Origin of the sequence: Symbiopectobacterium purcellii (assembly GCF_052050035.1) — a bacterium.
Classification (GTDB): domain Bacteria; phylum Pseudomonadota; class Gammaproteobacteria; order Enterobacterales; family Enterobacteriaceae; genus Symbiopectobacterium; species Symbiopectobacterium purcellii_A.
This window is the reverse complement of the sequence record NZ_CP189882.1, coordinates 3,386,984-3,412,137: the sequence shown is the minus strand read 5'-3', so window position 1 is coordinate 3,412,137 and position 25,154 is coordinate 3,386,984. Positions and strand designations below refer to the sequence as shown.

26 protein-coding genes and 2 pseudogenes are annotated in these 25,154 nt (G+C 52.6%); 17 read left to right on the top strand and 11 right to left on the bottom strand.

Annotated features, from left to right (window positions below; genetic code table 11):
* Positions 1-76: 76 nt before the first annotated feature.
* Together tig and bolA are read right to left on the bottom strand one after the other, a co-directional pair.
* Positions 77-1,381: a trigger factor gene (gene tig / locus ACQGXV_RS23420; protein WP_440863325.1), complete on the bottom strand. Its 1,305-nt coding sequence runs from the start codon at positions 1,379-1,381 to the stop codon at positions 77-79.
* 286 nt (positions 1,382-1,667) lie between these two features.
* A complete protein-coding gene (gene bolA / locus ACQGXV_RS23415; protein ID WP_440863323.1) occupies positions 1,668-1,979 on the bottom strand; it encodes a transcriptional regulator BolA in 312 nt (103 codons plus the stop codon).
* A gap of 238 nt (positions 1,980-2,217) precedes the next feature.
* Here bolA and ACQGXV_RS23410 point away from each other — a divergent pair, with 238 nt between their 5' ends.
* Together ACQGXV_RS23410 and ampG are read left to right on the top strand one after the other, a co-directional pair.
* Positions 2,218-2,796 carry a lipoprotein gene (locus tag ACQGXV_RS23410; protein ID WP_222159884.1) on the top strand — a complete coding sequence of 193 codons (579 nt, stop codon included), beginning with the start codon at positions 2,218-2,220 and terminating at the stop codon, positions 2,794-2,796.
* Between the two features lie 54 nt (positions 2,797-2,850).
* Positions 2,851-4,335, top strand: coding sequence for a muropeptide MFS transporter AmpG (gene ampG / locus ACQGXV_RS23405; RefSeq protein ID WP_440863321.1), 1,485 nt, complete (start codon positions 2,851-2,853; stop codon positions 4,333-4,335).
* A gap of 65 nt (positions 4,336-4,400) precedes the next feature.
* On the opposite strand, the gene ACQGXV_RS23400 is transcribed toward ampG, so the two are convergent.
* Positions 4,401-5,245, bottom strand: a protein-coding gene (locus tag ACQGXV_RS23400; RefSeq protein ID WP_440863319.1) for an IS5 family transposase whose coding sequence is annotated in 2 segments (ribosomal slippage) — positions 4,401-4,900 and positions 4,900-5,245 — 846 coding nt in all. Because the reading frame shifts where the segments join, the coding sequence is not laid out codon by codon here.
* A 404-nt stretch (positions 5,246-5,649) separates the two neighbouring features.
* Between ACQGXV_RS23400 and cyoA the strand changes: the two genes are divergently transcribed.
* The 8 genes and pseudogenes from cyoA to ACQGXV_RS23360 all read left to right on the top strand — a co-directional run bounded on the left by cyoA (position 5,650) and on the right by ACQGXV_RS23360 (position 12,911).
* Entirely contained in the window at positions 5,650-6,615 is a 966-nt protein-coding gene (cyoA, locus tag ACQGXV_RS23395) for a cytochrome o ubiquinol oxidase subunit II (RefSeq protein WP_440863317.1), read from the top strand.
* A gap of 4 nt (positions 6,616-6,619) precedes the next feature.
* Entirely contained in the window at positions 6,620-8,611 is a 1,992-nt protein-coding gene (cyoB, locus tag ACQGXV_RS23390) for a cytochrome o ubiquinol oxidase subunit I (protein ID WP_440863315.1), read from the top strand.
* Positions 8,601-9,224, top strand: coding sequence for a cytochrome o ubiquinol oxidase subunit III (locus ACQGXV_RS23385; RefSeq protein ID WP_440863314.1), 624 nt, complete (start codon positions 8,601-8,603; stop codon positions 9,222-9,224). Before cyoB ends, ACQGXV_RS23385 begins: the two co-directional genes overlap by 11 nt.
* Complete coding sequence (locus ACQGXV_RS23380; protein WP_440863312.1) at positions 9,224-9,553, top strand: cytochrome o ubiquinol oxidase subunit IV; 330 nt, start codon at positions 9,224-9,226, stop codon at positions 9,551-9,553. The genes ACQGXV_RS23385 and ACQGXV_RS23380 overlap by 1 nt, the downstream gene beginning before the upstream one ends.
* A 14-nt stretch (positions 9,554-9,567) precedes the next feature.
* The gene (cyoE, locus tag ACQGXV_RS23375) at positions 9,568-10,458 is read left to right on the top strand and encodes a heme o synthase (protein WP_440867566.1); all 891 of its coding nucleotides are present in this window, start codon (positions 9,568-9,570) and stop codon (positions 10,456-10,458) included.
* A 151-nt stretch (positions 10,459-10,609) separates the two neighbouring features.
* Positions 10,610-10,975, top strand: a complete 366-nt coding sequence (locus tag ACQGXV_RS23370; RefSeq protein ID WP_440863310.1) for an IS630 transposase-related protein — start codon at positions 10,610-10,612, stop codon at positions 10,973-10,975.
* A 13-nt stretch (positions 10,976-10,988) separates the two neighbouring features.
* A pseudogene (locus ACQGXV_RS23365) lies at positions 10,989-11,507 on the top strand (IS630 family transposase); the annotation flags it as partial.
* A gap of 24 nt (positions 11,508-11,531) precedes the next feature.
* Complete coding sequence (locus ACQGXV_RS23360) at positions 11,532-12,911, top strand: MFS transporter (protein ID WP_440863308.1); 1,380 nt, start codon at positions 11,532-11,534, stop codon at positions 12,909-12,911.
* Between the two features lie 34 nt (positions 12,912-12,945).
* On the opposite strand, the gene ACQGXV_RS23355 is transcribed toward ACQGXV_RS23360, so the two are convergent.
* The gene (locus tag ACQGXV_RS23355) at positions 12,946-13,437 is read right to left on the bottom strand and encodes a YajQ family cyclic di-GMP-binding protein (RefSeq protein ID WP_440863307.1); all 492 of its coding nucleotides are present in this window, start codon (positions 13,435-13,437) and stop codon (positions 12,946-12,948) included.
* Positions 13,438-13,643: 206 nt separating this feature from the next.
* Between ACQGXV_RS23355 and panE the strand changes: the two genes are divergently transcribed.
* From panE to ACQGXV_RS23335, 4 genes and pseudogenes are all read left to right on the top strand, one after another.
* A complete protein-coding gene (gene panE, locus ACQGXV_RS23350; RefSeq protein WP_440863305.1) occupies positions 13,644-14,579 on the top strand; it encodes a 2-dehydropantoate 2-reductase in 936 nt (311 codons plus the stop codon).
* Positions 14,542-15,132 (top strand): protein deglycase YajL, encoded by a 591-nt coding sequence (gene yajL, locus ACQGXV_RS23345; protein WP_440863303.1) that lies wholly within the window; start codon positions 14,542-14,544, stop codon positions 15,130-15,132. Before panE ends, yajL begins: the two co-directional genes overlap by 38 nt.
* Before the next feature lie 114 nt (positions 15,133-15,246).
* Positions 15,247-15,486 carry a type II toxin-antitoxin system RelB/DinJ family antitoxin gene (locus tag ACQGXV_RS23340; protein WP_440863301.1) on the top strand — a complete coding sequence of 80 codons (240 nt, stop codon included), beginning with the start codon at positions 15,247-15,249 and terminating at the stop codon, positions 15,484-15,486.
* Positions 15,487-15,531: 45 nt separating this feature from the next.
* Positions 15,532-15,909: pseudogene (locus ACQGXV_RS23335) on the top strand (type II toxin-antitoxin system RelE family toxin).
* Between the two features lie 53 nt (positions 15,910-15,962).
* On the opposite strand, the gene thiI reads toward ACQGXV_RS23335, so the two are convergent.
* The gene (gene thiI, locus ACQGXV_RS23330) at positions 15,963-17,411 is read right to left on the bottom strand and encodes a tRNA uracil 4-sulfurtransferase ThiI (RefSeq protein WP_440863300.1); all 1,449 of its coding nucleotides are present in this window, start codon (positions 17,409-17,411) and stop codon (positions 15,963-15,965) included.
* Between the two features lie 245 nt (positions 17,412-17,656).
* On the opposite strand from thiI, the gene xseB reads away from it, so the two are divergent.
* The 3 genes from xseB to dxs all read left to right on the top strand — a co-directional run bounded on the left by xseB (position 17,657) and on the right by dxs (position 20,848).
* A complete protein-coding gene (gene xseB, locus ACQGXV_RS23325) occupies positions 17,657-17,965 on the top strand; it encodes an exodeoxyribonuclease VII small subunit (RefSeq protein WP_440863299.1) in 309 nt (102 codons plus the stop codon).
* Positions 17,962-18,873 (top strand): (2E,6E)-farnesyl diphosphate synthase, encoded by a 912-nt coding sequence (ispA, locus tag ACQGXV_RS23320; RefSeq protein ID WP_440863298.1) that lies wholly within the window; start codon positions 17,962-17,964, stop codon positions 18,871-18,873. The genes xseB and ispA overlap by 4 nt, the downstream gene beginning before the upstream one ends.
* A 112-nt stretch (positions 18,874-18,985) precedes the next feature.
* The gene (gene dxs / locus ACQGXV_RS23315) at positions 18,986-20,848 is read left to right on the top strand and encodes a 1-deoxy-D-xylulose-5-phosphate synthase (RefSeq protein WP_440863297.1); all 1,863 of its coding nucleotides are present in this window, start codon (positions 18,986-18,988) and stop codon (positions 20,846-20,848) included.
* Positions 20,849-20,898: 50 nt separating this feature from the next.
* On the opposite strand, the gene pgpA is transcribed toward dxs, so the two are convergent.
* From pgpA to nrdR, 6 genes are all read right to left on the bottom strand, one after another.
* Positions 20,899-21,420, bottom strand: a complete 522-nt coding sequence (gene pgpA / locus ACQGXV_RS23310) for a phosphatidylglycerophosphatase A (protein ID WP_440863296.1) — start codon at positions 21,418-21,420, stop codon at positions 20,899-20,901.
* Positions 21,401-22,390: a thiamine-phosphate kinase gene (gene thiL / locus ACQGXV_RS23305; protein ID WP_440863295.1), complete on the bottom strand. Its 990-nt coding sequence runs from the start codon at positions 22,388-22,390 to the stop codon at positions 21,401-21,403. The genes pgpA and thiL overlap by 20 nt, the downstream gene beginning before the upstream one ends.
* 54 nt (positions 22,391-22,444) lie before the next feature.
* Positions 22,445-22,864 (bottom strand): transcription antitermination factor NusB, encoded by a 420-nt coding sequence (gene nusB, locus ACQGXV_RS23300; protein ID WP_222158284.1) that lies wholly within the window; start codon positions 22,862-22,864, stop codon positions 22,445-22,447.
* Between the two features lie 24 nt (positions 22,865-22,888).
* Positions 22,889-23,353, bottom strand: coding sequence for a 6,7-dimethyl-8-ribityllumazine synthase (gene ribH, locus ACQGXV_RS23295; protein ID WP_252318939.1), 465 nt, complete (start codon positions 23,351-23,353; stop codon positions 22,889-22,891).
* Positions 23,354-23,491: 138 nt separating this feature from the next.
* Complete coding sequence (ribD, locus tag ACQGXV_RS23290) at positions 23,492-24,607, bottom strand: bifunctional diaminohydroxyphosphoribosylaminopyrimidine deaminase/5-amino-6-(5-phosphoribosylamino)uracil reductase RibD (protein WP_440863294.1); 1,116 nt, start codon at positions 24,605-24,607, stop codon at positions 23,492-23,494.
* Complete coding sequence (nrdR, locus tag ACQGXV_RS23285) at positions 24,591-25,061, bottom strand: transcriptional regulator NrdR (protein WP_440863292.1); 471 nt, start codon at positions 25,059-25,061, stop codon at positions 24,591-24,593. The genes ribD and nrdR overlap by 17 nt, the downstream gene beginning before the upstream one ends.
* Positions 25,062-25,154: the final 93 nt, after the last annotated feature.

Here is a 25,154-nt window from a genome sequence, read left to right as displayed (position 1 = left end):
CAGTGATAGCAAAAAGCCCACGCCAGAGGCGCGGGCTTTTTTTGGCAAAGATAACCGACCGAAGCCAGACAGCGAATTACGCTGTAGCAGGCTGGTTCATCAGATCGTTAAAGCTGACGGTTTTCTCGACCACTTTCGCCTTAGACAACACCACTTCAACCGCTTGCTCTTCCAGAGCAACGTTGCGCATGTTGTTCATCAGCTCTTTGTTTTTGCTGTAGTAAGCAACCACTTCTTGCGGATCTTCGTAGGCAGAAGCCATCTCTTCGATCAGCGCGTTAACGCGAGCTTCATCCGCTTTCAGTTCGTTGGTGCTGATCACTTCGTCCAGCAGCAGACCTACGAGAACGCGGCGTTTGGCTTGCTCTTCAAACAGCTCACGCGGCAGTTCAGCCGCTTGCTTGGCGTTACCGCCAAAGCGTTGTGTCGCTTGCTGACGCAGAACGTCAATTTCGCCGTCGATCAGCGCAGCAGGAACGTCGATGTCATTGGCTTTCACCAGACCGTCGATCACCTGAGACTTGATACGGTTACGCACCGCGCCTTTCAGCTCACGCTCCATGTTTTTACGCACTTCAGCGCGCAGACCGTCAACAGACCCATCCGCTACGCCGAAACGTGCGATGAAATCAGCGGTCAGTTCCGGCAGTTCACGCTCTTCCACTTTCTTCAGGACGATAGCAAACTGAGCCGCTTTACCTTTCAGGTTTTCAGCGTGGTAGTCTTCTGGGAAGGTCACGTCGATAGTGAACTCTTCACCGGCTTTGTGACCCACCAGACCGTCTTCAAAGCCTGGTAACATGCGGTCCTGGCCCATCGCCAGAACGAAATCAGACGCTTTACCGCCGTCAAACACTTCGCCGTCGATAGTGCCGGTAAAGTCAACGGTTACACGATCTTCTGCACCCGCAGCTGCATCGGTATCTTTCCAAGTGGCTTGTTGCTTGCGCAGCGTTTCAAGCATGGCATCAACGTCAGCATCAACTACGTCAACCAGCGGTTTTTCTACTTCGATGGTGTCCAGGTCTTTCAGCTCAACGTCCGGATAGACTTCAAACTCTACCGCGTAGGTAAAATCAGCATCCAGCTTGTATTCGCCCGGCACATAGTTCGGTGCACCAACGGGATTGATTTTTTCTTTGATGATGGCGTCTACGAAATGACGCTGCATCAGATCGCCCAACACGTCTTGACGCACGGATGCGCCATAACGCTGAGCGATAACGTTCATCGGCACTTTGCCTTTACGAAAACCGTCAACGCGCGCTTTTTTAGCAACGTTAACCAGCTCTTTTTTTACCGCTTCTTCAATGCTATCAGCAGTGACGGTAATTGTTACGCGGCGACCAAGGCCTTGGGTGGTTTCAACTGAAACTTGCATCTTGTTACCTCAAAAAATCACAGTGCTCGGTCAGCTCCTAAACCATATACGCATGGGTGTCGGTTTGGACATAACCCCACAGAACCGGGACAGCAACAGCTGGTATCTGAACCCCGTTCCTTGTCGTCAGAAGCGTCCCGATGACATTTCCGGAAAATAAGACGCGGCATTATAGCGGCATAGAGGGAGTGAGTCGAGAACAGCGCGCAGACTATTATGACAAGATAAGCGCGCTTTGATGTCGGTCACCTCTTATACGTCTCTTTTTATGCGTCTTCGGCAGTAATCAGGCGTCAATACCTGCGCCGCCACAGGCAGGCGATTTGGGGGCCTGGCCCTGCGCATCGGCCCACTCTTGCGGCGTGTAAGTATGCAGCGCCAGTGCGTGCAGGCCATTTTCTAATTCCGCCGCCAACGTGGCATAAACCGCACGATGACGGCCAATGGTGCGCTGTCCGCTAAAGGCGTCACTCACCAACACCACCTTAAAATGGCTTTGCGAACCCGCGGGCACGCGATGTTGATGACTTTCATTGATCACATCCAGATGCGTGGGGGTGAAGGCAGCGCGCAATTTCGCCTGAATGGTGGCATGCATGAAGAAGTCCCTTGTTGCTTGTTGATCTCGCCAGACAGTATATTCCACTGGCAGAAAATAGAGTGACCGCGGCATCGGACAACCCGGCGATCGCGATATCTCACCGCATCGCGCCGAAAAAAAGGCCACTTCCAGAGTATTTCCCCTGAATTCGTCCTTTCACCCGCTGTCGGCAATGGTATGATAACGGGAATTTTTTACCAGCGAACCACCCTAATCATTACTGAGAAAATGCACAATGTTAAAAAAACTGTTTTTTCCCGTATTGGCCGTGCTGATGCTCGCCGGATGCGCCAATCAAAGCAACACGCTTGATGTCTCTCCAAAAATTAACGTGCCAGCGCAAGACCCAACCCTGATGGGCGTTACCGTCAGCATCAACGGGGCCGATCAACGTGCCGATCAGGCATTGGCCAAAATCAACCGCGACGGGCAACTGATCGTGCTGACCCCTTCACGCGACCTGCGTTTCCTGTTGCAAGAAGCGTTGGAAAAACAGATGTCTGCCCGCGGTTACATGATCGGTACCGGTGGTCCGGTTGCGCTGCAAATCGTGGTAAACCAGCTGTATGCTGACGTATCAGAAGGTAACCTGCGTCATAATATTACCGCGCGCGCGGATATTTCGATCATCTCTCAGGCGGCCAACGGCAACAAGCAGGTCAAGAATTACCGCTCAACCTATAACGTTCAAGGCGCATTGACCGCGACCAACGAAAAAATCACCAACGCTGTCAATACGGTATTGGGCGATGTCATCAATGATATGGCACAAGACACCACTGTAAGCAGCTTTATTAAGGCTAACGCCCGATAATTCCCACGCTGTTTTCCTCTATCCTGCTCGGTGGGATAGAGGAAAGGATCTGCCATGCTACATCGCTTTTTTACCCTTGTTCGTCAGCCGTATTCGCTGTCGCTGCTGCTACTGGGTTTTGCGTCCGGGCTACCGCTGGCGCTTACCTCCGGTACGTTGCAGACATGGATGACGGTTGCTAACGTCGATTTGAAAACCATCGGTTTCTTCTCCGTGGTGGGACAAGCCTATGTTTTCAAGTTTATGTGGGCACCGATGATGGACCGCTATACCCCGCCTTTCCTCGGCCGTCGCCGTGGCTGGCTGCTGGTCAGTCAGGTGTTGCTTATTGGCTTGATTGCCTCGATGGCACTACTGGAACCCGGTAAGCATCTGTGGTGGTTAGCCGCGATTGCGGTATTGGTGGCATTTTGTTCCGCCTCGCAGGATATCGTGTTCGACGCCTACAAAACCGACCTGTTACCCGCCGATCAGCGCGGCTCGGGCGCGGCCATTTCCGTACTGGGTTACCGTCTGGCCATGCTGGTTTCCGGTGGATTGGCGCTGTGGCTGGCCGATCGTTATCTCGGCTGGCACGCCACCTATGTGCTGATGGCACTGCTGCTGTTACCGGGCATTATCGCCACGTTGCGGGCACCTGAACCGGTATTGGATGCCCCGGCACCGCGCACCCTTGAACAGGCAATGTTTGCCCCGCTGCGTGACTTTTTTTCGCGCAATAATGCCTGGCTGATTTTATTACTGATTGTGCTGTATAAGCTAGGCGACGCCTTTGCGATGAGCCTGAGCACCCCGTTCCTGATTCGCGGGGTGGGCTTCAATGCCGGCGACGTCGGACTGGTCAACAAAACATTAGGGTTACTCGCTACCATTATTGGTGCTTTCTACGGCGGGTTGTTAATGCAACGCATGACCTTGTTCCGTGCGCTGCTGCTATTCGGAATCTTGCAGGCCGTCTCTAACGCAGGTTACTGGCTGCTGGCGGTCACGAGCAAAAATCTGATTAGCATGGCGGGGGTTATCTTTCTGGAAAACCTGTGCGGCGGGATGGGCACGGCAGCGTTTGTTGCATTACTGATGACCTTATGCAACACGTCGTTTTCCGCTACCCAGTTTGCGCTGCTTTCCGCACTCTCTGCCGTGGGGCGCGTCTACGTTGGCCCGATTGCAGGCTGGTTTGTAGAAACCCATGGTTGGGCCTGGTTCTATTTATTTACCATTGCGATCTCAGTGCCGGGATTAGTCCTGCTACTGGTATGCCGACAAACCCTGGAGTATACCCAACGCACTGGCACCTTCATGGTACGCATGACCTATGCCCGCCACTACCGCTTCGCGCTGCGTATGGTGGCGGCCGGGTGTGCGCTGTTATTCATCTGGTTGACCTTGACCATCGCCCACGCGCTGGGTGCCAATGCGGTCGAAATCATCAATGATAATCTTCTGATGCTAGGGGGTATTTTGGTCATTTCGGGGGCACTACTCGGGAGTGTGCTCGACTATTTATCGCTGCGTAATTCACCGTCTTCTGAAGCCTGAAAATAGCGATAAACCTGCGTGGTTATCACCGCATTGTATTATTTTTTTTCACTAGGCTGTGTCCCTTAATTACGTAACCGGGCGTAAAACAAGCGGATGCAGCCCAGTTTCACCATTGCTAGATAGTTTCTTTCCGTTTTTTCATAACGTGTGGCAATCCGTCTATATTCCTTTAAACGGCCAAAACATCTTTCTACAACGTTGCGACGGCGATAAGCATCACGATAAAGTTGTGAGCGTGCATCTGAAGCCAGTTTTTCATTTGATTTTCGGGGAATAACCGTTTTTATCCCTCTTCTTTTCAACTTGTTACGGAGTGCATTGCCAGAGTAGGCTTTGTCAGCCAGTACCGCATGACCACGGCGCTTCATGCTACCGTTCTGCCGTTGCACGCCAATGCCGTCCAGGAGTCGTAACGCGAACAGGCTTTCGTGAGCCTGCCCAGCACTCAGTACGATATTTAGCGGGATGCCACTTCCTTCAGTCGCCATGTGGATTTTGGTGCCATAACCACCTCGTGAGCGACCCAGGCTGTTATCGTTGGTAATATCGGGATGTTTTTTTGAGCGCCAGCCGCACATTTGAGCGCACAGATATTGCTGCCATCCAGCGCAGTGGCTGACCAGTCAACAAGTCCATGAGCATCAAGAAATGAAAGTAACTTATTAAAAATAATGTTAATAACTCCAGACTTTGACCATCTATTGAAACGGTTATAAACGGTTTTCCATGGGCCGTAACGTTCAGGTAAATCACGCCATGGGGCACCTGAACACAGTATCCAGAACATGCCGTTGACGATTTTGCGATGTTCTGCCCATGGCCGGCCTGCCTGCGGAGATGTCAAAACGGTTGGTAACAAGGGCTCAATGATTGCCCATGCTTCATCAGAAAGATCGTAGCGAGCCATAATCCAAAGTGTCTTAGAAACAGATGGATACTATAGCTCAAGCAATTAAGGGACACAGCCTAGTCTGCTAGCAGCCAACGTTATTTTTTTACGTTGGCTCACTTTTTTCTGGCTATTTAATTGTTGGGAAAATGTGTGAGATGCAGCCCTGTCGGTTAGAGAGAAAATTCCCGTACAGGCGGGTTGTAATTTTTTTTTATCCATCCATACTTCTCTACGGGATAAATTTTAATTCACTGTTTTTAATAAATTTTTCCTAACAACAAGGTAATTGTGACATTCAGGGCAAAAATCAGCAACAAAGCGCTGACATAACCTTAATCATGTTTACAGTGCAGTAACCTTACCGTAAAATGCCCGCTCGCATGAAATGACAATAGAGCCCTTGTTATTGAGGTCGCTAGATGAGACTCAGGAAATACAATAAAATTTTTGGGATGTTGTCTTTATTCGCTGCCGCAGCACTACTGAGCGGTTGTGATATGGCATTGATGAACCCCAAAGGACAGGTCGGGTTGGAGCAACGGTCGTTGATTCTGACGGCACTCGGGTTGATGTTGATTGTGGTTATTCCGGTAATCGTGATGACCATCGCTTTTGCCTGGAAGTTTCGCGCTTCCAACACCAAAGCAAAATATACCCCGAACTGGTCACACTCCAACAAGATTGAAGCGGTGGTATGGACAGTTCCCATCATCATCATTCTTATTCTGGGTACCATTACCTGGAAAACCACCCATTCACTGGATCCGTATAAGCCGTTGGTCTCTGAGGCCAAGCCGATTACCGTCGAAGTGATTTCACTCGACTGGAAGTGGCTGTTTGTTTACCCGGAATTGGGTATCGCCACGGTTAACGAGTTAGCGTTCCCGACCAATGTGCCGGTGAATTTCAAAATCACCTCCGACACTGTAATGAACTCCTTCTTCATTCCGCGTCTGGGTGGGCAGATTTACGCGATGGCGGGTATGCAAACCAAACTGCATCTTATCGCCAACGAGCCGGGTAAATATGACGGTATTTCTGGTGGTTACAGTGGTAAAGGCTTCTCTGGCATGAAATTTACTGCCATTGCCACGCCTAGCCAGCAGGAATTCGACCTGTGGGTTGCCACCGTGCGTGCCTCCAGCAAAACGCTGAACAGCACGGAGGAATTCAATACTCTGGCCAAACCCAGCGAATTCCACCCGGTAGAGTACTTCTCCAGCGTGCAACCTGAGCTGTTTGAAAACCTGATTCGCAAATTCACGCAAAGCGGCGGTGCGCCTGCGCATCATCACGCTGAAAGTGAAACGCAGCAAGGCGGCATGCAACACGGTGACAATATGAACATGAGCGAGCACGCCTCGCACCAAGGCGCCGAGGGATAAGACGATGTTCGGAAAACTAACGCTTGATGCGGTTCCGTATCATGAGCCCATCATTATGGTTACGGTGGCCGGCATCATCGTCGGCGGCCTCGCCCTTTTGGCGGCCATCACCTATTTTGGTAAATGGAAGTGGCTGTGGGCGGAGTGGTTCACCTCGGTAGACCACAAGCGTATCGGCATCATGTATATGATCGTTGCGTTTATCATGATGATTCGCGGCTTTGCCGATGCCATCATGATGCGCGGTCAACAGGTGCTGGCGTCAGCCGGTGAGGCAGGCTTCCTAAATGCCCACCACTACGATCAGATATTTACTGCGCACGGCGTGATCATGATTTTCTTCGTGGCAACGCCGTTTGTGGTCGGTTTGATGAACCTGGCTGTGCCGCTGCAAATCGGCGCTCGCGACGTGGCCTTCCCTTTCCTTAACTCGCTCAGTTTCTGGCTGTTCGTGGTGGGGGTTGTCCTGATCAACCTGTCGCTGGGTATCGGTGAATTTGCGCAAACCGGTTGGGTGGCCTATCCGCCGCTTTCCGGCAAGGAGTACAGTCCCGGCGTAGGGGTCGATTACTGGATATGGAGTCTACAGATCTCCGGTCTGGGTACCACGCTGACCGGTGTCAACTTCTTCGCGACCATTATCCGTATGCGCGCACCGTGCATGACGCTGATGAAAATGCCGGTCTTTACCTGGACGGCACTGTGCACCAACGTGCTGATCATCGCCGCCTTCCCGATTTTGACCGTGACCATCGCGTTGCTGACGCTGGATCGCTATCTGGGCACCCATTTCTTTACCAATGATATGGGCGGCAACATGATGATGTACATCAACCTCATCTGGGCCTGGGGCCATCCTGAGGTGTACATTCTGGTTCTGCCCATTTTCGGCGTTTACTCCGAAGTGGTTGCCACCTTCTGTAAAAAGCGTCTGTTCGGTTACACCTCGCTGGTGTGGGCGACCATCGCCATTACCGTGCTGTCGTTTATCGTCTGGCTGCACCACTTCTTCACCATGGGGTCTGGCGCGAACGTTAACGCCTTCTTTGGTATCGCCACCATGATCATTTCCATCCCGACCGGGGTGAAAATCTTCAACTGGCTGTTCACCATGTATCAGGGCAGAATCCAGCCGAACTCCGCCATGTTGTGGACCACAGGGTTTATCATCACCTTTACCATTGGTGGGATGACAGGGGTGCTGCTGGCAGTGCCGGGGGCTAACTTTGTACTGCACAACAGCCTGTTCCTGATTGCCCACTTCCATAACGTCATCATCGGCGGCGTGGTGTTTGGTATTTTTGCCGGTATTACCTACTGGTTCCCGAAAGCGTTTGGCTTCACGCTCAACGAAACCTGGGGCAAACGCGCGTTCTGGTTCTGGATTATTGGGTTCTTCACCGCCTTTATGCCGTTGTATGTGCTGGGCTTTATGGGTATGACCCGTCGTCTTAGCCAACAGATCGATCCGCAATTCCACTCACTGCTGGTCGTCGCCTCTGTCGGTGCCGCACTGATTGGCCTTGGCGTACTGTGCCAACTGATGCAGTTCTATGTCAGTATCCGCGATCGCGACCAAAACCGCGATTTGACCGGTGACCCGTGGGGTGGCCGCACGCTGGAGTGGGCAACCTCTTCGCCACCGCCGTTCTACAACTTCGCCATCGTGCCTGATGTGCAGGAACGCGATGCCTTCTGGGAACAGAAAGAGCGTGATGATGCCTACAAGAAACCGGCCAGCTATGAAGAAATTCATATGCCGAAAAACACCGGTGCCGGCGTGATCATCTCAGCGTTCAGCCTCGTATTTGGCTTCGCGATGATCTGGCATATCTGGTGGATGGCGATTGCCGGTTTCGTCGGCATGATCGTGACCTGGATTGTGCACAGTTTTAACCGCGATGTGGATTACTACGTTCCGGTCAAACAAATCGAAGAGATCGAAAACCAGCACTTCGACAATATCAGCAAAGCAGGTGTGAAACATGACAACTGAAACTCTGACGCATCATCACGCGGCTCATGACGCCCATGCCGAGCATGGGCACCACGACGCCAGCGGCACCAAGGTGCTGGGGTTCTGGGTTTACCTCATGAGCGATTTGATCATTTTCGGCTCGCTGTTCGCCACCTATGCCGTGCTGGTAACCGGCACGGCGTGCGGTCCGTCCGGAAAAGATCTGTTTGATCTCAAGTTTGTGCTGGTCGAAACCTTCGCGCTGCTGTTGAGTAGTATCACCTTCGGCATGGCGATGATCGCCATGTACAAATGCAACGTGGCACGCATTAACACCTGGCTGGCTATCACCTTCCTGTTTGGTCTGGTGTTTATCGGGATGGAAATCTATGAATTCCATCACCTGATTGCAGAAGGGTACGGCCAGGATCGCAGTGCGTTCCTGTCAGCCTTTTTCGCTCTGGTCGGCACCCACGGCGTTCACGTAACTTCAGGCCTTATCTGGCTGGTGGTGATGATGATTCAGGTCTCACGTTGGGGTATCACCCCTACCGTGAAAACCCGTTTGATGTGTCTGAGCCTGTTCTGGCACTTCCTTGACGTGGTGTGGATTTGCGTCTTTACCGTAGTTTATCTGATGGGGGCGATGTAATGAGTCATTCAACGACCGATCACGGCGCCAGCCACGGTAGCGTACAGTCTTATGTCATCGGCTTTGTAATGTCGGTCATTCTGACCGTGATCCCGTTTGGTTTGGTGATGGCGGGTGCCGCCTCCCCCAGCGTGATCATGGCCGGTGTGGTTGGCTGCGCCGTGGTACAGATACTGGTTCACCTGGTCTACTTCCTGCACCTGAACAGTTTTTCTGAACAGCGCTGGAACTTGGTAGCGTTGGTGTTCGCCATTCTGATTATCGCCATCGTGGTAGTAGGATCCATCTGGATTATGCTGAGCGCGCACCACAATATGATGCTTCCGTAATCGAGCCAGACATGATGATTAAGCAATACCTACAAGTCACAAAACCAGGGATCATTTTTGGCAACCTGATTTCTGTTATCGGGGGATTTCTGCTGGCGTCCAAAGGCAGCATTGATTACCCCCTCTTTATCGCTACCTTGTTTGGGGTGTCGTTGGTGGTTGCGTCCGGTTGCGTCTTTAACAACGTAATCGACCGTGACATTGACAAAAAGATGGAGAGAACCAAAAACAGAGTGATGGTGAAGGGGCTGATTTCGGTCAAGGTTTCACTGAGTTATGCGGCTGCGTTAGGTATTGCCGGTTTTGCGTTGCTCTACGTGGCGGCAAACCCGTTAGCCATGTGGCTTTCAGTCATGGGCTTTGCGGTATACGTTGGCGTCTACAGCCTGTATATGAAACGCCACTCGGTATACGGCACGTTGATCGGCAGCCTGTCCGGCGCCGCACCGCCAGTTATCGGGTATTGTGCCGTGAGCAATCAGTTTGATGCAGGGGCGTTGATCCTACTGTTGATCTTCAGCCTGTGGCAAATGCCGCACTCCTACGCTATCGCCATTTTCCGTTTCAAGGATTATCAGGCTGCCAACATTCCGGTATTGCCGGTGGTAAAAGGCATTTCTGTGGCTAAAAACCATATTACGCTGTATATCGTCGCGTTTATGGTGGCTACGCTGATGCTGTCGCTGGGTGGCTATGCCGGCTATAAATATCTGGTGGTGGCTGCCTCCGTGAGCATCTGGTGGTTAGGCATGGCACTGTCGGGCTACAAAAAACCCAATGATGACAAAGTGTGGGCGCGCAAACTGTTTGTGTTCTCGATCGTTGCCATCACATCACTGAGCGTGATGATGTCTGTCGACTCAATGGCGCCAATGCAAGATGTGTTGATCACCGCACTGCGCTAACGCCTGACCTTTCTTTCCCTAAAAACAGACGATGCTTATCGTCTGTTTTTTTTCGCCCTCCCCCCGCGTTTGCTGCATTTACTCTGTCATTTTATGACCGTGCGCCAAATCAAGTATAGCTAAACGACTTAATTTTGATTACATTATTTAAATGAGCTATTCAATTGATTTTAGACGTAAAGTGATATCTACACGGAAAAACGAAGGGTTGAGTATCCGAGAAACAGCGAAGCAATTTCGGATTGGCCCTGCCTCTGTATCGCGTTGGATTAATCAAATAGAGTCAAAAGCATCGACCACGCGTCAGCGAAAGATCGATAAATCCGAGTTGATAAAAGATGTTGAACAATATCCAGATGCTTACCAAAAAGAACGTGCAGAGCGTTTTGGCGTTTGTCAGAAGGCCATTTGGCAAGCGCTTAAAAAGCTGGGATTGACCTATAAAAAAAACTCTACGTCATCCGAAAGCCGACGAAAACGCCCGGCAGGGATTTCAACAAAAAAAACAATAGTATGAAAAAGAAGGTAAACCTATTGTTTTTATTGATGAAAGTGGTTTTTCACACGATGCCCCACGGACTCACGGCTATTCCCCAAAAGGTCAACGGTGTTTTGGCCTGAAGAACTGGGGAGCTAGGGGAAGAACAAATGTTATCGGCGCTTTATTAGGCACAACGCTGTTTGCTATCGGATTATTTGATATCAATATTAACAGCGATGTTTTCTATGCCTGGGTCACACAAGTCCTTATCCCAGTACTCCCTAAAAACAGTGTAATCATGATGGACAATGCCACTTTTCACAAAAAACATAATATTCAACAAGTCATCATCGATGCAGGGTATATGGTGGAGTATTTGCCTACATATTCGCCAGATCTTAACCCAATTGAGCATAAATGGGCACAAGCAAAAAGCAAAAAGCAAAAAAAGAGAGATGGGTTGCGATACAGAGAGTTTGTTCTCAGTCCATATGGTGTAATCAAAATTAAGTCGCTTGGCTATAACAATACAGCCATTTACGGCCCGATGAGTAAGGCACTAGAATAGCGCCAACGCGAATTTGAGGTTTTCATGAACGATACATCCCTCACAGACAATATCATGACACCGCGCGAACGGCGCGCAACCTGGGGCCTAGGTGCAGTTTTTTCCCTGCGGATGCTCGGTATGTTTATGGTGTTGCCAGTGCTCACAACTTACGGCATGGCATTACAAGGGGCCAGCGAATCGCTAATTGGCCTCGCAATTGGTATCTATGGCCTGATGCAAGCGCTGTTTCAAGTGCCTTTTGGTTTACTTTCCGACCGTGTTGGGCGTAAACCGCTCATCGTTATCGGTCTGCTGATGTTTGTGCTCGGTAGCGTGATTGCCGCCCTCAGCACGACGATCTGGGGTATTATTCTTGGTCGTGCGTTGCAGGGCGGGGGCGCAATATCAGCCGCCGTTATGGCGTTGCTGTCCGATCTCACGCGCGAACAAAATCGTACCAAAGCAATGGCTTTTATCGGCATCAGTTTCGGCGTGACCTTTGCCATCGCCATGGTGCTCGGACCGATCGTTGCGCACGCCTGGGGATTACAGTCCCTGTTCTGGTGTATGGCCCTGCTCGCATCGCTCGGTATTGTGATAACCCTGACGCTGATCCCCAACGCCGCTAGCCATGCCCTCAATCGGGAATCCGCTATCGTGCGCGGCAGCATTCGCCAGGTACTGGGTAACAGCCGACTGGTAAAACTCAATATCGGCATTATGTGCCTGCATATCCTGCTGATGTCGAGTTTTGTCGCCCTGCCGCGCGTGCTGGAACAGGCGGGCCTGCCGGCAGAATCACACTGGACGGTGTATCTGTACACCATGTTGATTTCCTTTGTCTGCGTGCTGCCCTTTATCATTTACGCTGAAGTGAAGCGGCAGATGAAGCGGGTGTTTGTCGGCTGTATCATTGTGCTGTTCGCCGCAGAGGTGGTTTTATGGATGGCAGGCAGCCAATTCTGGCCGATTGTGGCAGGCGTTCAGCTGTTTTTTCTGGCGTTTAATATTATGGAAGCGCTACTGCCCTCACTGATCAGCAAAGAAGCGCCTGCGAGTTATAAAGGCACTGCCATGGGAGTCTATTCCACTACCCAATTTATCGGCGTTGCTATCGGCGGCAGCATGGGCGGTGCACTGTTTCAATTCCACGGTGCGGCTTGGGTGTTTGCAGCAGGAGCGCTACTGTGCGCGCTGTGGCTGATGGTTGGCATCAGCATGAAGGAACCGCCCTATCTAAGCAGTTTGCGCATTGCACTGCCCGATGACGCACTGTGCGACGCCGCGCTAGCACAGAAAATACGCATACACCCCGGCGTGGCTGAAGCCATCGTGGTGCCAGAAGAACGCAGCGCCTATGTCAAAATCGATCGTCAGAAGACTAACCGTCAACAGCTCGAAGAGCTGATCGGGCAAGCGTAAGCCATATCAGGCCAGCATTGCTGGCCCTTTACGGTTAATCGCGGAAGTTGGTGAACTGGAAGGGTTGTCCCAGACTCGCTCCACGAATCAATGCCATGACGCTTTGCAAATCGTCACGCGCTTTGCCGGTTACGCGCAGTTGCTCACCCTGAATCTGGGTTTGCACTTTCAGCTTGCTGTATTTGATCAGCTTGACGATTTTTTTCGCCTGTTCAGGTTCAATGCCCTGCTTCAATTTGGCATTAACACTGTAGGTCTTTCCGCTGTGTTCCATCTCTTCCGGAACCTCCAACGCGCCGGCTTCGATACCGCGTTTCACCAGTTTTTCGCGCAGAATATCAACCAGTTGCTGCACCTGAAAATCTGACTCGCTGGCCACTTTGATCTGTTCGTTTTTCTCATTCAGCTCAAAGCTCGCCGGTATGTTGCGAAAATCCCAGCGATTAGTCAGTTCACGTGACGCATTCTCGACCGCGTTGCGGATTTCCTGCATATCGATTTCCGATACAATATCGAAAGATGGCATAATCAATTCTCCCTGATTTATGCGTAGGAATAGGGGTATGTGGCATGCATGATACCTATTCCCCGCAGAGAAACAACATCCGCCCGCCTTGGCGCTTGCAGTCCCTTACTCACGCGCCATAATACGTCATTGTTGGGCTGAATGAATCAAAAGATAACCTCCGCCATCACACTGCGTGCTACGCGCATCGATAAAGGAAACCTCAGATGAAAATTACCGTGCTGGGTTGCGGCGCACTGGGTCAGCTTTGGCTTGCCGCATTACATCAGCAAGGCCACGACGTTCAGGGATGGATGCGGTTCCCCGCACCGTACTGTGCAGTCAATGTACAAATGCTGGACGGAAAACTGTGCAATCTGATGCTGCCGACAAACGATCACGAGCACCTGATGCATAGCGAATTGTTATTGGTAACCCTCAAAGCCTGGCAGGTTTCCGATGCCGTCAGCGCCTTGTTACCGACTATCGCCCCCAACTGTACCATTCTGTTGTTGCACAATGGCATGGGCACCCGCGAAGAGTTGCCGGTATTGACCCAACCGTTGTTACAAGGGGTCACGACTCACGCGGCCCGCCGCGATGCAACGCTGGTGGTGCACGTTGCCGGAGGAACCACGCACATTGGTGCCATTACCAGCGGCAACAGCCGTGGCGCTGTTCTTCACAGCGATACGCACTCTGCGCTGGCCGCATTGCTGCATCAGGCACTGCCGGATGTCGCCTGGTACAATAATATTGCCGTGACGTGCTGGCGTAAGCTGGCAACGAACTGCGTGATCAATCCCTTAACCGTGCTCTATAACTGCAAAAATGGGGCGTTAAGCGCTTACTCCGAGCAAATAGACCTGCTGTGTCAGGAGATCGTGCGTGTCATGGAGCGCGAACGCCACCCCGATTCACTGGAACAGGTGAAAGTGTACGTAGAGCAACTGATCCAGAATACCGCCGAAAATACCTCCTCCATGCTGCAAGATATCCGAGCCCAGCGTCATACCGAGATTGATTATATTACCGGCTATCTGCTGCAACGGGCCCGTGCCCACGGGCTAACGCTGCCGGAAAACAGCCGTTTATTTGAAATGATTAAGCTAAAGGAAAGCGAATATGACCGCATCGGTACTCCTCTGTCTGGCTCCTGGTAGCGAAGAAACCGAGGCTATCACCACGTTCGACCTGCTGGTACGCGCCAGTATTGCTGTTACGGTAGCCAGCGTCGCCAGCGACGGCGCAACAACAGTAACCTGTTCGCGTGGCGCTAGATTGGTGGCGGATGCACCGCTGGTTTCTGTTGCAGATAACCCGTTTGACGCCATCGTGTTACCAGGCGGAGTCAAAGGGGCAGCGTGTTTTCGCGACAGTCCGTTACTGGTGGAGTGTATTCGCCAAAAACATCAGGAAGGGAAAATCGTGGCCGCTATCTGTGCCGTGCCTGCACTGGTGCTGGAACACCACCAGCTGTTTCCCGTCGGCAATATGACGGGATACCCCACGCTAAAAGAGAAAATCGCGCCAGAAAAATGGATGGATAAGCGCGTGGTATTCGATCCACGCGTTAATCTGCTGACCAGCCAGGGCCCCGGCACCAGCATGGATTTCGCCTTGAAGCTGATTGATTTACTGTCCGGGCGTGCCAAAGCGGCAGAGGTAGCGGCGCAGTTGGTGCTGCCACCGGGCATTTATGATTATCGGGAGTGATGCTAATGTCCCATCAGGTTATCAGAGTTGATGACCTGAAGAGAGTTTGCCATAACGCAATGACAAAGGTAATCACACCTGTCATTACAAGCTATCATACTAAACGGGGACAGCATGGGTCACTTAAACATTCGCATCGATGACGAGCTCAAATCTCGTTCCTTTAGTGTCTTGAAAAAACTGGGGATGACCCAATCTGAGCTACTGCGTCAAACGCTGGAATACGTTGCTACCAATAAGCGACTACCCTTTCGTCAAGTGCTGTTAAGCGATGAAGATGCTGCATTGATTGAAGTTGCTCGTCAACGGCTGAAAAACCCTCAGCCAGTAAGCGTGACGCTTGAAGACTTATAAGCAGGAAATAGATTGATAGATAACGTCATTTAAAAAGGAATTTTAATGACTTACTCTTTGAACTTTGATGCTAATGCACTCAGAGAATGGCGCAAATTAGGTTCAACCGTCAGAGAGCAATTCAAAAGAAACTGGCTGAGATTCTTCAAAATCCACACGTAGCATCAAACAGATTATAGCCAACCGACTTAAAAATGATTACATCCTATGCCCTGATATGCGGCAAAGAAGCATAGCTGGCTGTTATCAAAATAATGTCGCTTGGCTATAAGAGCACTGCCCAACTGTTATAAAATAAAACTACGCCGTTCAGGCTACAGAATGATTTATCAGGTCAAAGACGATGTTGTCACTGTGTATGTGGTCGCGATCGGAAAGCGGGAGCGTTCTGCCGCCTATCTCGATGCAGCAAAACCGTTGTAATAAAGCTTATGCGTCATCATCCTCCGCTCGCGCGGAGGATGATGAGAGCAAGGTTAAGGCCGATATACCTTCACGTTAGTGAACCCCTGCTCACGCAGATACAGCGCCTGCAAACGGCTCATCACACCGCGTTCACAATACAGCAGGTAGGTCTTGCCCTGATCGAGATCGCCGAACTGGGTGCTGAGTTTGTAGAACGGCAGCGATTTAATTTCGACACCTGCCAGCGCAAGCGGACGATCGTCTTGCTCATCCACAGAGCGAATATCCAGCAAAATATCGTCGGCAGACAGCGATGCCACGGTTTCGACTTCCGTGACCTCTTGTGAAGTCTGGGTGGCGATATCACGGATATCAATATTGCGCGCTTCAAAGACCACCCGGTCCAGAATCTCAAAGTCGAACTTACCTTCTTCCTCTTCGATTTTGGATTTGACCGCTTTTACTGTTGGGCTTTTGGAAATTACCCCGCAATACTCAGGCATGATTTTGGCAAAATCTTCCGTGCCTAAATGGCGCGCCAGCTTGATGATGTGTTCTTTGTCGTGTGAAATCAGCGGGCGCAGGATCAGTGTATCCGAGGCATTATCGATGAGACGCAGGTTGGTCAACGTTTGGCTGGAAACCTGCCCTAACGCTTCCCCGGTTACCAACGCCTGAACGCCATAACGCTCCGCAATACGCGAAGCGGCACGCACCATCATGCGTTTAAGCACCACGCCCATCTGGCCGTCTTCCACTTTTTCCAGGATCTCGCCCACCACGGGTTCAAAATCGATAGCAACAAAGCGCACGCGATGCGAACTGCCAAAGCGTTTCCACAAATAGTGGGCGACCTGTTTAACACCAATTTCATGTGCAGCACCGCCCAGATTGAAAAAGCAGTAGTGCACGCGACAGCCGCGGCGGATGAGCATATAGCTGGACACGCCAGAATCGAACCCACCGGAAATCAGTGACAGCACATCTTCTTGCGTACCGATCGGGAAACCACCGATACCTTCATAACGCCCTTTGATCAGCAGCAAACGATCCTGTTCTATCTCCAGATGAACCGTAACCTGCGGCGTGGTGAGATTCACGCGCGCACTATCGATGTGCTGATTAAGTCCACCGCCCACATAACGCTCGACATCCTGTGAAGAGAAGTCGTGCTTACCGCGCCGTTTGACGCGCACACAGAAGCTTTTCCCTTCCAGTTGCGGACGATACAGGGCCAGCGTTTGTTCAAAAATGTCGTGCACATCGGTGTAAGCGTGGTCTTCAACATCCAGAATATGATGAATGCCGGGAATACGGGCTAACGCATCGCGAATCTCTTCGAGTTGGCTTTCCTCTTTGGCGCGGACTTCGATATGATCCCAATGACGGACGACGGCCAGTTGGTCGTCATACTGCTTAAGCACGTTACGAATGTTACCGGTAAGTATCTTAATAAAGCGCAACCGCACAGATTGACTCTTGATGGTGATTTCCGGGAACAATTTAATGATAAACTTCATGATGGCTGTCGTTACTTGATCAAATGGGCGTAAGTGTTAACCCGAGTGCTACATTCACGTTATCGGTAAACTCGTTCCATGGGGTGATTTTACCAATAGCATCCAGGGCGCGGAGTATATCATCTTCTCGCACGCTACGCGCAGGAAGGATGTGCTTATCTGTGCGATGGAACAGTAGCGAACAGTAACGATTAACGACACTAAAAGAACAGCATCACTTAGCGATCAGGATGTAAAATAGAGTCATGCCTGCAAAAAAAACGTCGCCTCACGCAGAGGCAAACAGCGAAACGCTGAATACCGCTGACTCAGCGCTGAGTTTTGAGGATGCGCTGCAACAGCTGGAACAGATTGTGACCCGCCTTGAATCGGGCGATTTGCCATTGGAAGCCGCGCTGAGCGCCTTCGAAAATGGCATTCAGTTGGCGCGCCAGGGACAGTTGCAGTTGCAACACGCAGAGCAACGCGTGCAGATCCTGCTCAGCGACGAGCCTGATGCCACACTGTCCCCTTTCACTCAGGGCACGACAACCCCGAACAGTAAGCCGCTATGACGGAATTCGCTGAGCAATTAAGCGTCCATGCCGATCGCGTTAATCAGGCATTGAACCGTTTTATCACCGACTTGCCGTTTCAGGGCAGTCCGCTGGTTGATGCCATGGCCTACGGCGCGCTGCTAGGGGGCAAACGCCTTCGGCCTTTTTTGGTTTATACCACCGGGCAGCTTTTCGGCATTCCGCTGAGCAGCCTGGATGCACCGGCTGCCGCAGTAGAATCTATCCACGCCTATTCGCTGATTCATGACGATTTACCGGCCATGGACGATGATGACCTGCGCCGTGGTCAACCGACCTGCCACATTAAATTTGGCGAAGCCACTGCGGTTCTGGCCGGGGATGCGCTGCAAACGTTAGCCTTCTCCATTCTGGCTGATGGCGCCATGCCGGAAGTAAGCGACCGCGATCGTCTCTCAATGGTCGAAGAACTGGCACAAGCCAGCGGCGTGGCAGGCATGTGTGGTGGGCAAGCGCTGGATTTGGCCGCAGAGGGTAAGCAAGTCGATCTCATCGCGCTGGAACAAATTCATCGCCACAAAACCGGCGCATTGATTCGCACGGCCGTCAGGCTTGGCGCGCTCAGCGCGGGCGCTGTGGGTCGGGCGGCACTGCCCCACCTCGATCGCTATGCCAATGCCATCGGTCTGGCCTTTCAGGTACAGGATGACATTCTTGATGTGATTGGCGACAGCGCCACCACCGGCAAGCGACAAGGAGCCGATCAGCAACTGGGCAAAAGTACCTATCCCGGCTTGCTCGGGCTTGACAGTGCGAAGGCAAAGGCGTCGGATCTCTATCAGGAATCACTGGCAGCATTGGATGAACTGCAAGCGGCCAGCGCAACGCCGCTCGATACCACGGTACTACGGGCATTGGCGAATTATATCGTCGAGCGAGATAAATAATTTCAAAATCACCCAGTGGATTTCAAGCGTGTCGCACGGTGGCAACGCCCGGATGGACACTTCATTCGCCGCTTGAGAGAAAATGGGGATTACACCTCAGAATGAGTCGCAAATGAGTTTTGATATTGCAAAGTACCCGACACTGGCTTTAGTGGAAACACCTGACGAACTGCGCATGCTGCCGCGTGACAGCCTGCTTAAACTGTGCGATGAACTTCGTCAATATCTGCTGGACAGCGTGAGTCGCTCCAGCGGCCACTTTGCGTCGGGGCTCGGCACCGTTGAACTCACCGTAGCGCTGCACTATGTCTACAACACGCCATTTGACCATCTGGTGTGGGATGTCGGCCACCAGGCCTATCCTCACAAGATTATCACCGGTCGCCGCGATCGCATTGCCACCATCCGCCAAAAAGGCGGCCTGCACCCGTTCCCCTGGCGCGGTGAGAGTGAATACGATGTGTTAAGCGTCGGTCACTCCTCAACGTCGATCAGCGCCGGGCTCGGCATGGCAGTCGCCGCCGAAGGTGAAGGCAAAGGACGCCGCACCGTGTGCGTTATCGGGGACGGCGCGCTGACAGCAGGTATGGCGTTTGAAGCCATGAACCACGCAGGCGATATTCGTTCCGATCTGCTGGTGGTGCTGAACGACAATGAGATGTCTATTTCCGAGAACGTCGGCGCGCTTAACAATCACCTGGCGCAACTGTTGTCCGGCAAACTCTACTCCACCCTGCGCGAAGGCGGTAAGAAGGTGCTGTCTGGCATCCCGCCTATCAAAGAGCTGGTCAAACGCACGGAGGAGCACCTGAAAGGCATGGTAGTACCCGGCACGCTGTTTGAAGAGCTTGGCTTTAACTATATCGGCCCGGTTGACGGTCATGATGTGGTCGGGCTGGCGCAAACCCTGAAAAACATGCGTAGCCTGAAAGGTCCGCAACTGCTGCATATCATGACCAAAAAAGGCCGTGGTTATGCGCCGGCAGAGCAAGATCCGATCAGTTGGCATGCCGTGCCTAAATTTGATCCGTCCAGCGGCACCTTGCCCAAAAGCAAGGCGAGCCTTCCCAGCTACTCGGCCATTTTCGGTGATTGGCTGTGTGAAATCGCCGCCAAAGACAGCAAGCTTATGGCGGTAACGCCAGCGATGCGCGAAGGTTCTGGCATGGTGCGCTTCTCTCGTGACTACCCACAGCAATATTTCGATGTTGCCATTGCCGAGCAGCACGCCGTCACCTTTGCTGCCGGTTTAGCGCTGGGCGGGTACAAACCGGTGGTGGCAATTTATTCCACCTTTTTGCAGCGGGCCTACGATCAGGTGATTCACGACGTCGCCATTCAGAACCTGCCGGTACTGTTCGCTATCGATCGCGGTGGTATTGTGGGTGCGGATGGTCAAACGCATCAGGGGGCGTTTGATTTGTCCTTCCTGCGTTGCATTCCCGATCTGGTTATCATGGCCCCGAGCGATGAGAACGAATGTCGCCAGATGTTGTTTACCGGCTACAGTTATCAAAACGGCCCTTGTGCCGTGCGCTACCCACGCGGTACCGGTACCGGCGCTACGCTTGAGCCGTTGCAGGAATTGCCTATCGGTAAAGGGGTGGTACGACGAGCGGGCGAGAAAGTCGCCATCCTCAACTTCGGTACACTGCTGCCGGAAGCGCAACGGGCTGCCGAAAAGCGCAACGCCACAGTGGTCGACATGCGTTTCGTCAAACCGCTGGATGAAGCACTGATCGCTGAACTGGCAAAAAGCCACGATCTGCTGGTAACGCTGGAAGAGAACGCATTGATGGGCGGTGCGGGCAGCGGCGTGAATGAAGTGGTGATGGCGCAACGTCTGGGCGTTCCGGTATTAAATCTGGGGCTGCCAGACAGCTTTATTCCCCAAGGGACACAGGAAGAAGTGCGTCACGACCTGGGATTGGATGCGGCTGGGATCGAGCGTCGCATTGATGAATGGCTGCAATAATCGTTGTATCGACCGGGGCAGCCGCCCCGGTCAACCACTGCGCATGCAGGTTAAGAAAATAGCGGCCAGTGGTGCCCGATCCAGTAGATAATGCCAGCGGAGATAACCCCAGCCACAATATCGTCAATCATGATCCCCATGCCGCCATGGACATTGCGATCGAACCAGCGTATCGGCCAGGGTTTGAAAATATCCAGAACACGAAACACCACAAACCCAGCCAGCACCCACTGCCACTGTTCATCTGGGATCGCCATCAGCGTGATCCACATCCCGACAAATTCATCCCAAACGATGCTGCCGTGATCGTGCACGCCCATGTCTTTGGCCGTTTGATGACACAGGTAAACGCCGATGCAAATGCTGAACATGATAATCAGCGAATACAGTTGCCAGGGCAGGAAGGAGAGCAGATACCACACGGGGATCGCCGCCAGCGATCCCGCCGTGCCGGGCATCCAGGGTGAAAGGCCACTGCCAAACCCGGTTGCCAGCAGGTGCCAGGGATTGCTCAGGCACAAGCGCTGCTTAGAGGCGCGCTTGGCTTCTCGGTCATTGGCTGAAGTGGTCATAGCCTTTCCAGTTCAGTTCCACTGCGTTATCACCACGGAAAAAGCGTAGCCCCTCGGACGACGGCGCTATCTGGCCAATGCAGGTATACCCCACACCAAGTTGGCCCAGCGCCATGTCGATCGCTCCGCGATTAATTTCCGGCACGGTAAAGCACAGTTCATAATCTTCCCCGCCAGACAGCGCCCAACGCAATGCCTGATCGGGTTCAACGTGTTGTATCATTGCTGATGAGTATGGAACCGCATCAAGCTGCACGCGAGCGCCGCAATCACTGGCAGCCAAAATATGGCGTAAATCCGAGATCAACCCATCCGACAGATCGATAGCCGCACTGGCAAGCGTGCGCAACGCTTGACCTTGCAAAATACGCGGCTGCGGACGCAAATGGCGTTGCACCAAGGACTGGCGCGCCGCGCTGTCACTCACCTGCAAACGTTGTTGCAAAATCGCCAGCCCGGCGGCGCTGTCACCCAGCGTTCCGGTCACATAGATCCAATCGCCAATGCGCGCGCCAGCACGGGTGAGCACACGACCGGCAGGCACCAACCCGTGGATGGTCAACGTAAGGCTGAGCGGACCGCGGGTGGTATCGCCGCCAATCAGCTGCATGCCATAGTAATCCAGCAGCGTGAACAAGCTATCGCTGTAGGCTGCCAGCCATGCGCTGTTGATGTCGGGCAAAGTAATGGCCAGAGAGAGCCAGGCAGGATCGGCGCCCATGGCAGCCAGATCGCTTAAGTTAACGGCCAGAGATTTGTAACCCAAATCAGCAGGATCGATAGTCGGTAGGAAATGCACCCCAGACACCAGTGTGTCCGTACTGACGGCTAAAAGCTGCTTTTCTGCCACTGAGAGCAACGCACAATCGTCGCCAATCCCCAATTCCACATCACGACGCGGATTTCCCGCCTTGTAGGCGTTCGTGCGATTGAAATAGCGGGCAATCAGATCAAACTCACCGTAAACCATAACCGTTTCCGTCAAAAACAATCGCGAACAGGGCCGACATTCCGGCCCTGAGCGTTACTTCTTGGTTTGGCGCACCGTTGGAGCGACTTTATCCAATACGCCGTTGACAAACTTGTGGCTATCTTCCGCACCGAACACTTTCGCCAGTTCAATGGCTTCGTTAATGGCAACCTTGTAAGGAACGTCGTCGCGCTTGCTCAGTTCGAACAGGGCAATACGCAGCACAGCTCGCTCCACCTGCCCCAACTCTTCGAGCTGACGTGACAGGTAGGGTGCCATCAATGCATCCAGTTTTTCTGCCTGCATGGCGACGCCCGCCAGCAACTCACGAAAGTAACTGATGTCGACGTCTTTGACATCCTGCTCACTCAGGAATTGCAGTTCAATATCGGCAATGTCATTCTTTGACAATTGCCAGGAATACAGCGCTTGAACCGCACATTCACGAGCGCGGCGACGAGCAGCAGGTTTCACGAAATACCCCTTTTTTAATCAAACTTATTTGATAGCTTTCAATACGTTAATCATTTCCAGCGCGGTCAGCGCAGCTTCTGCACCTTTATTGCCCGCTTTGGTGCCAGCGCGTTCAATCGCCTGCTCGATGCTTTCTGTCGTTAAAACGCCAAACGTCACTGGAATATCGCTGTTCATGGCAACATGCGCCAACCCGGAGCTGCACTCACCCGCAACATATTCAAAATGCGCAGTGCCGCCACGGATCACCGTTCCCAGCGCCACGACGGCGTCATAGCCGTTTTTTGCCAGCGCGCGCGCAGTCATTGGCAGCTCATAAGCACCAGGCACCCAGACGACAGTAATGTTTTCATCTTTGACCTGACCAATACGTTTCAGCGCATCGATAGCACCTTCCAGCAGGCTATCGTTGATAAAATTGTTGAAACGGGCAATCGCAATCGCGACGCGGGCATCAGGGGTGGCAACAACACCTTCAATGACGTTCATAGCGTTCCTTATAATCATAATCGCATGCTAATACCCCGCAGGGGGGCGGATTCTATCACATTCTTGCGACGGCGTATCCGGTTTTGTCTGCCACACCCCATTGAGGCCAGAGCAAACCAAAACCGCAGGATATCGACGTCAGGATTGCGGTATCAAACGCAGACGGAGATCGGGGCCAATCTGGCACACTTCCGTCAGCGTAAATGAAGGCGCTTGCGCCAATTGCGTCAACCCCGGCAACACACACAGGGCCCGGGCATCATGCCCTAACAGTTTCGGGGCCAGGTACACGATCAACTCATCGACCACGCCCGCATTCAACAGCGCACCTGCCAGCGTAGCACCGGCTTCAACCCACACTGAATTAATCTGGCGCTTGCCGAGCGTCATCATTAGCGCAACCAAATCGACGCCGCCACCGTGAGCAGGCAGAGTCAGGTGTGTCACGCTGTCAGGCCATGCGCTATCATTGTTCGGTTGGGTACTCGCCAGCCAGGTTTGGCCCGGTTGATGGACCAGTTGATGCTGAGACGTTACGCGTCCATGGCTGTCGACGATCACGCGCACGGGCTGAGGCAGCGCCACATCGGGAAGCTGCTGTTGCGTAGTGGCATCCAACGTCTCCCAGCGTACCGTTAACAGCGGATCGTCCGCCAGCACGGTAGCGCTGCTGCTAAGGATAGCGGCGCTTTGTGCACGAAAGCGTTGCACATCCTGACGCGCCTCGGGAGAGGTAATCCACTTGCTCTCTCCGGACGCCATCGCCGTGCGACCGTCCAGCGAAGCGGACACTTTAAGACGAACATACGGAACGCCAGTGCGCATCCGTTTGAGAAAACCCAGATTAACCTGCTCGGCATCTTGCATCATCAAGCCGTGACTGACGGCGATACCCGCCTGCTGTAAACGGTGTAAACCACGCCCGGCTACCTGAGGGTTGGGATCTTGCATCGCCGCCACGACGCGCGCCACACCCGCCGCAATCAACGCATCCGCACAGGGCGGCGTGCGCCCGTGGTGGCTACACGGCTCCAGCGTCACATAGGCGGTCGCTCCACGGGCCTGTTCACCCGCCATGCGCAGCGCATGCACTTCCGCATGTGGTTCACCGGCGCGCAGGTGATAACCTTCGCCGACCATTTCACCGTCGCGCACAATCACACAGCCAACGTTAGGGTTTGGCGAGGTAGTAAAACGACCACGCCGCGCTAGTTCAAGCGCACGTGCCATCCAGAATTCATCTTGCCGTTCCATATGACGAATCCTGTAACCGAGCAATCTCTTCGCCAAACTCCCGAATATCCTCGAAGCTACGGTATACGGAGGCAAAACGAATATAAGCGACTTTATCTAAGCGCTTCAGGGCATCCATCACCAAATTGCCAATCATCTTGGCGGTGACTTCACGCTCACCCGTAGCACGCAGTTGAGATTTGATATGATTAAGGGCATTTTCAACATCATCCGCACTGACCGGCCGTTTTTCCAGCGCTTTCAGCATCCCTTTACGCAATTTCTCTTCGTTAAAGGGCTCGCGAACGTCATTGCTTTTGATCACCCGGGGCATCACTAGCTCCGCCACTTCAAACGTGGTAAAGCGCTCATTGCACACCAGACACTGACGGCGACGCCGCACCTGCGTGCCTTCTCCAACCAGACGAGAATCAATAACTTTGGTATCAACAGCAGAGCAGAATGGGCAGTGCATAACATATCCCGATGATTAGCTTCTCTTGCGCTTAGTTTACCCTGATTTGATTGACTAACCTAAATATCCAGCGCTTACAGACCAATATTTGCA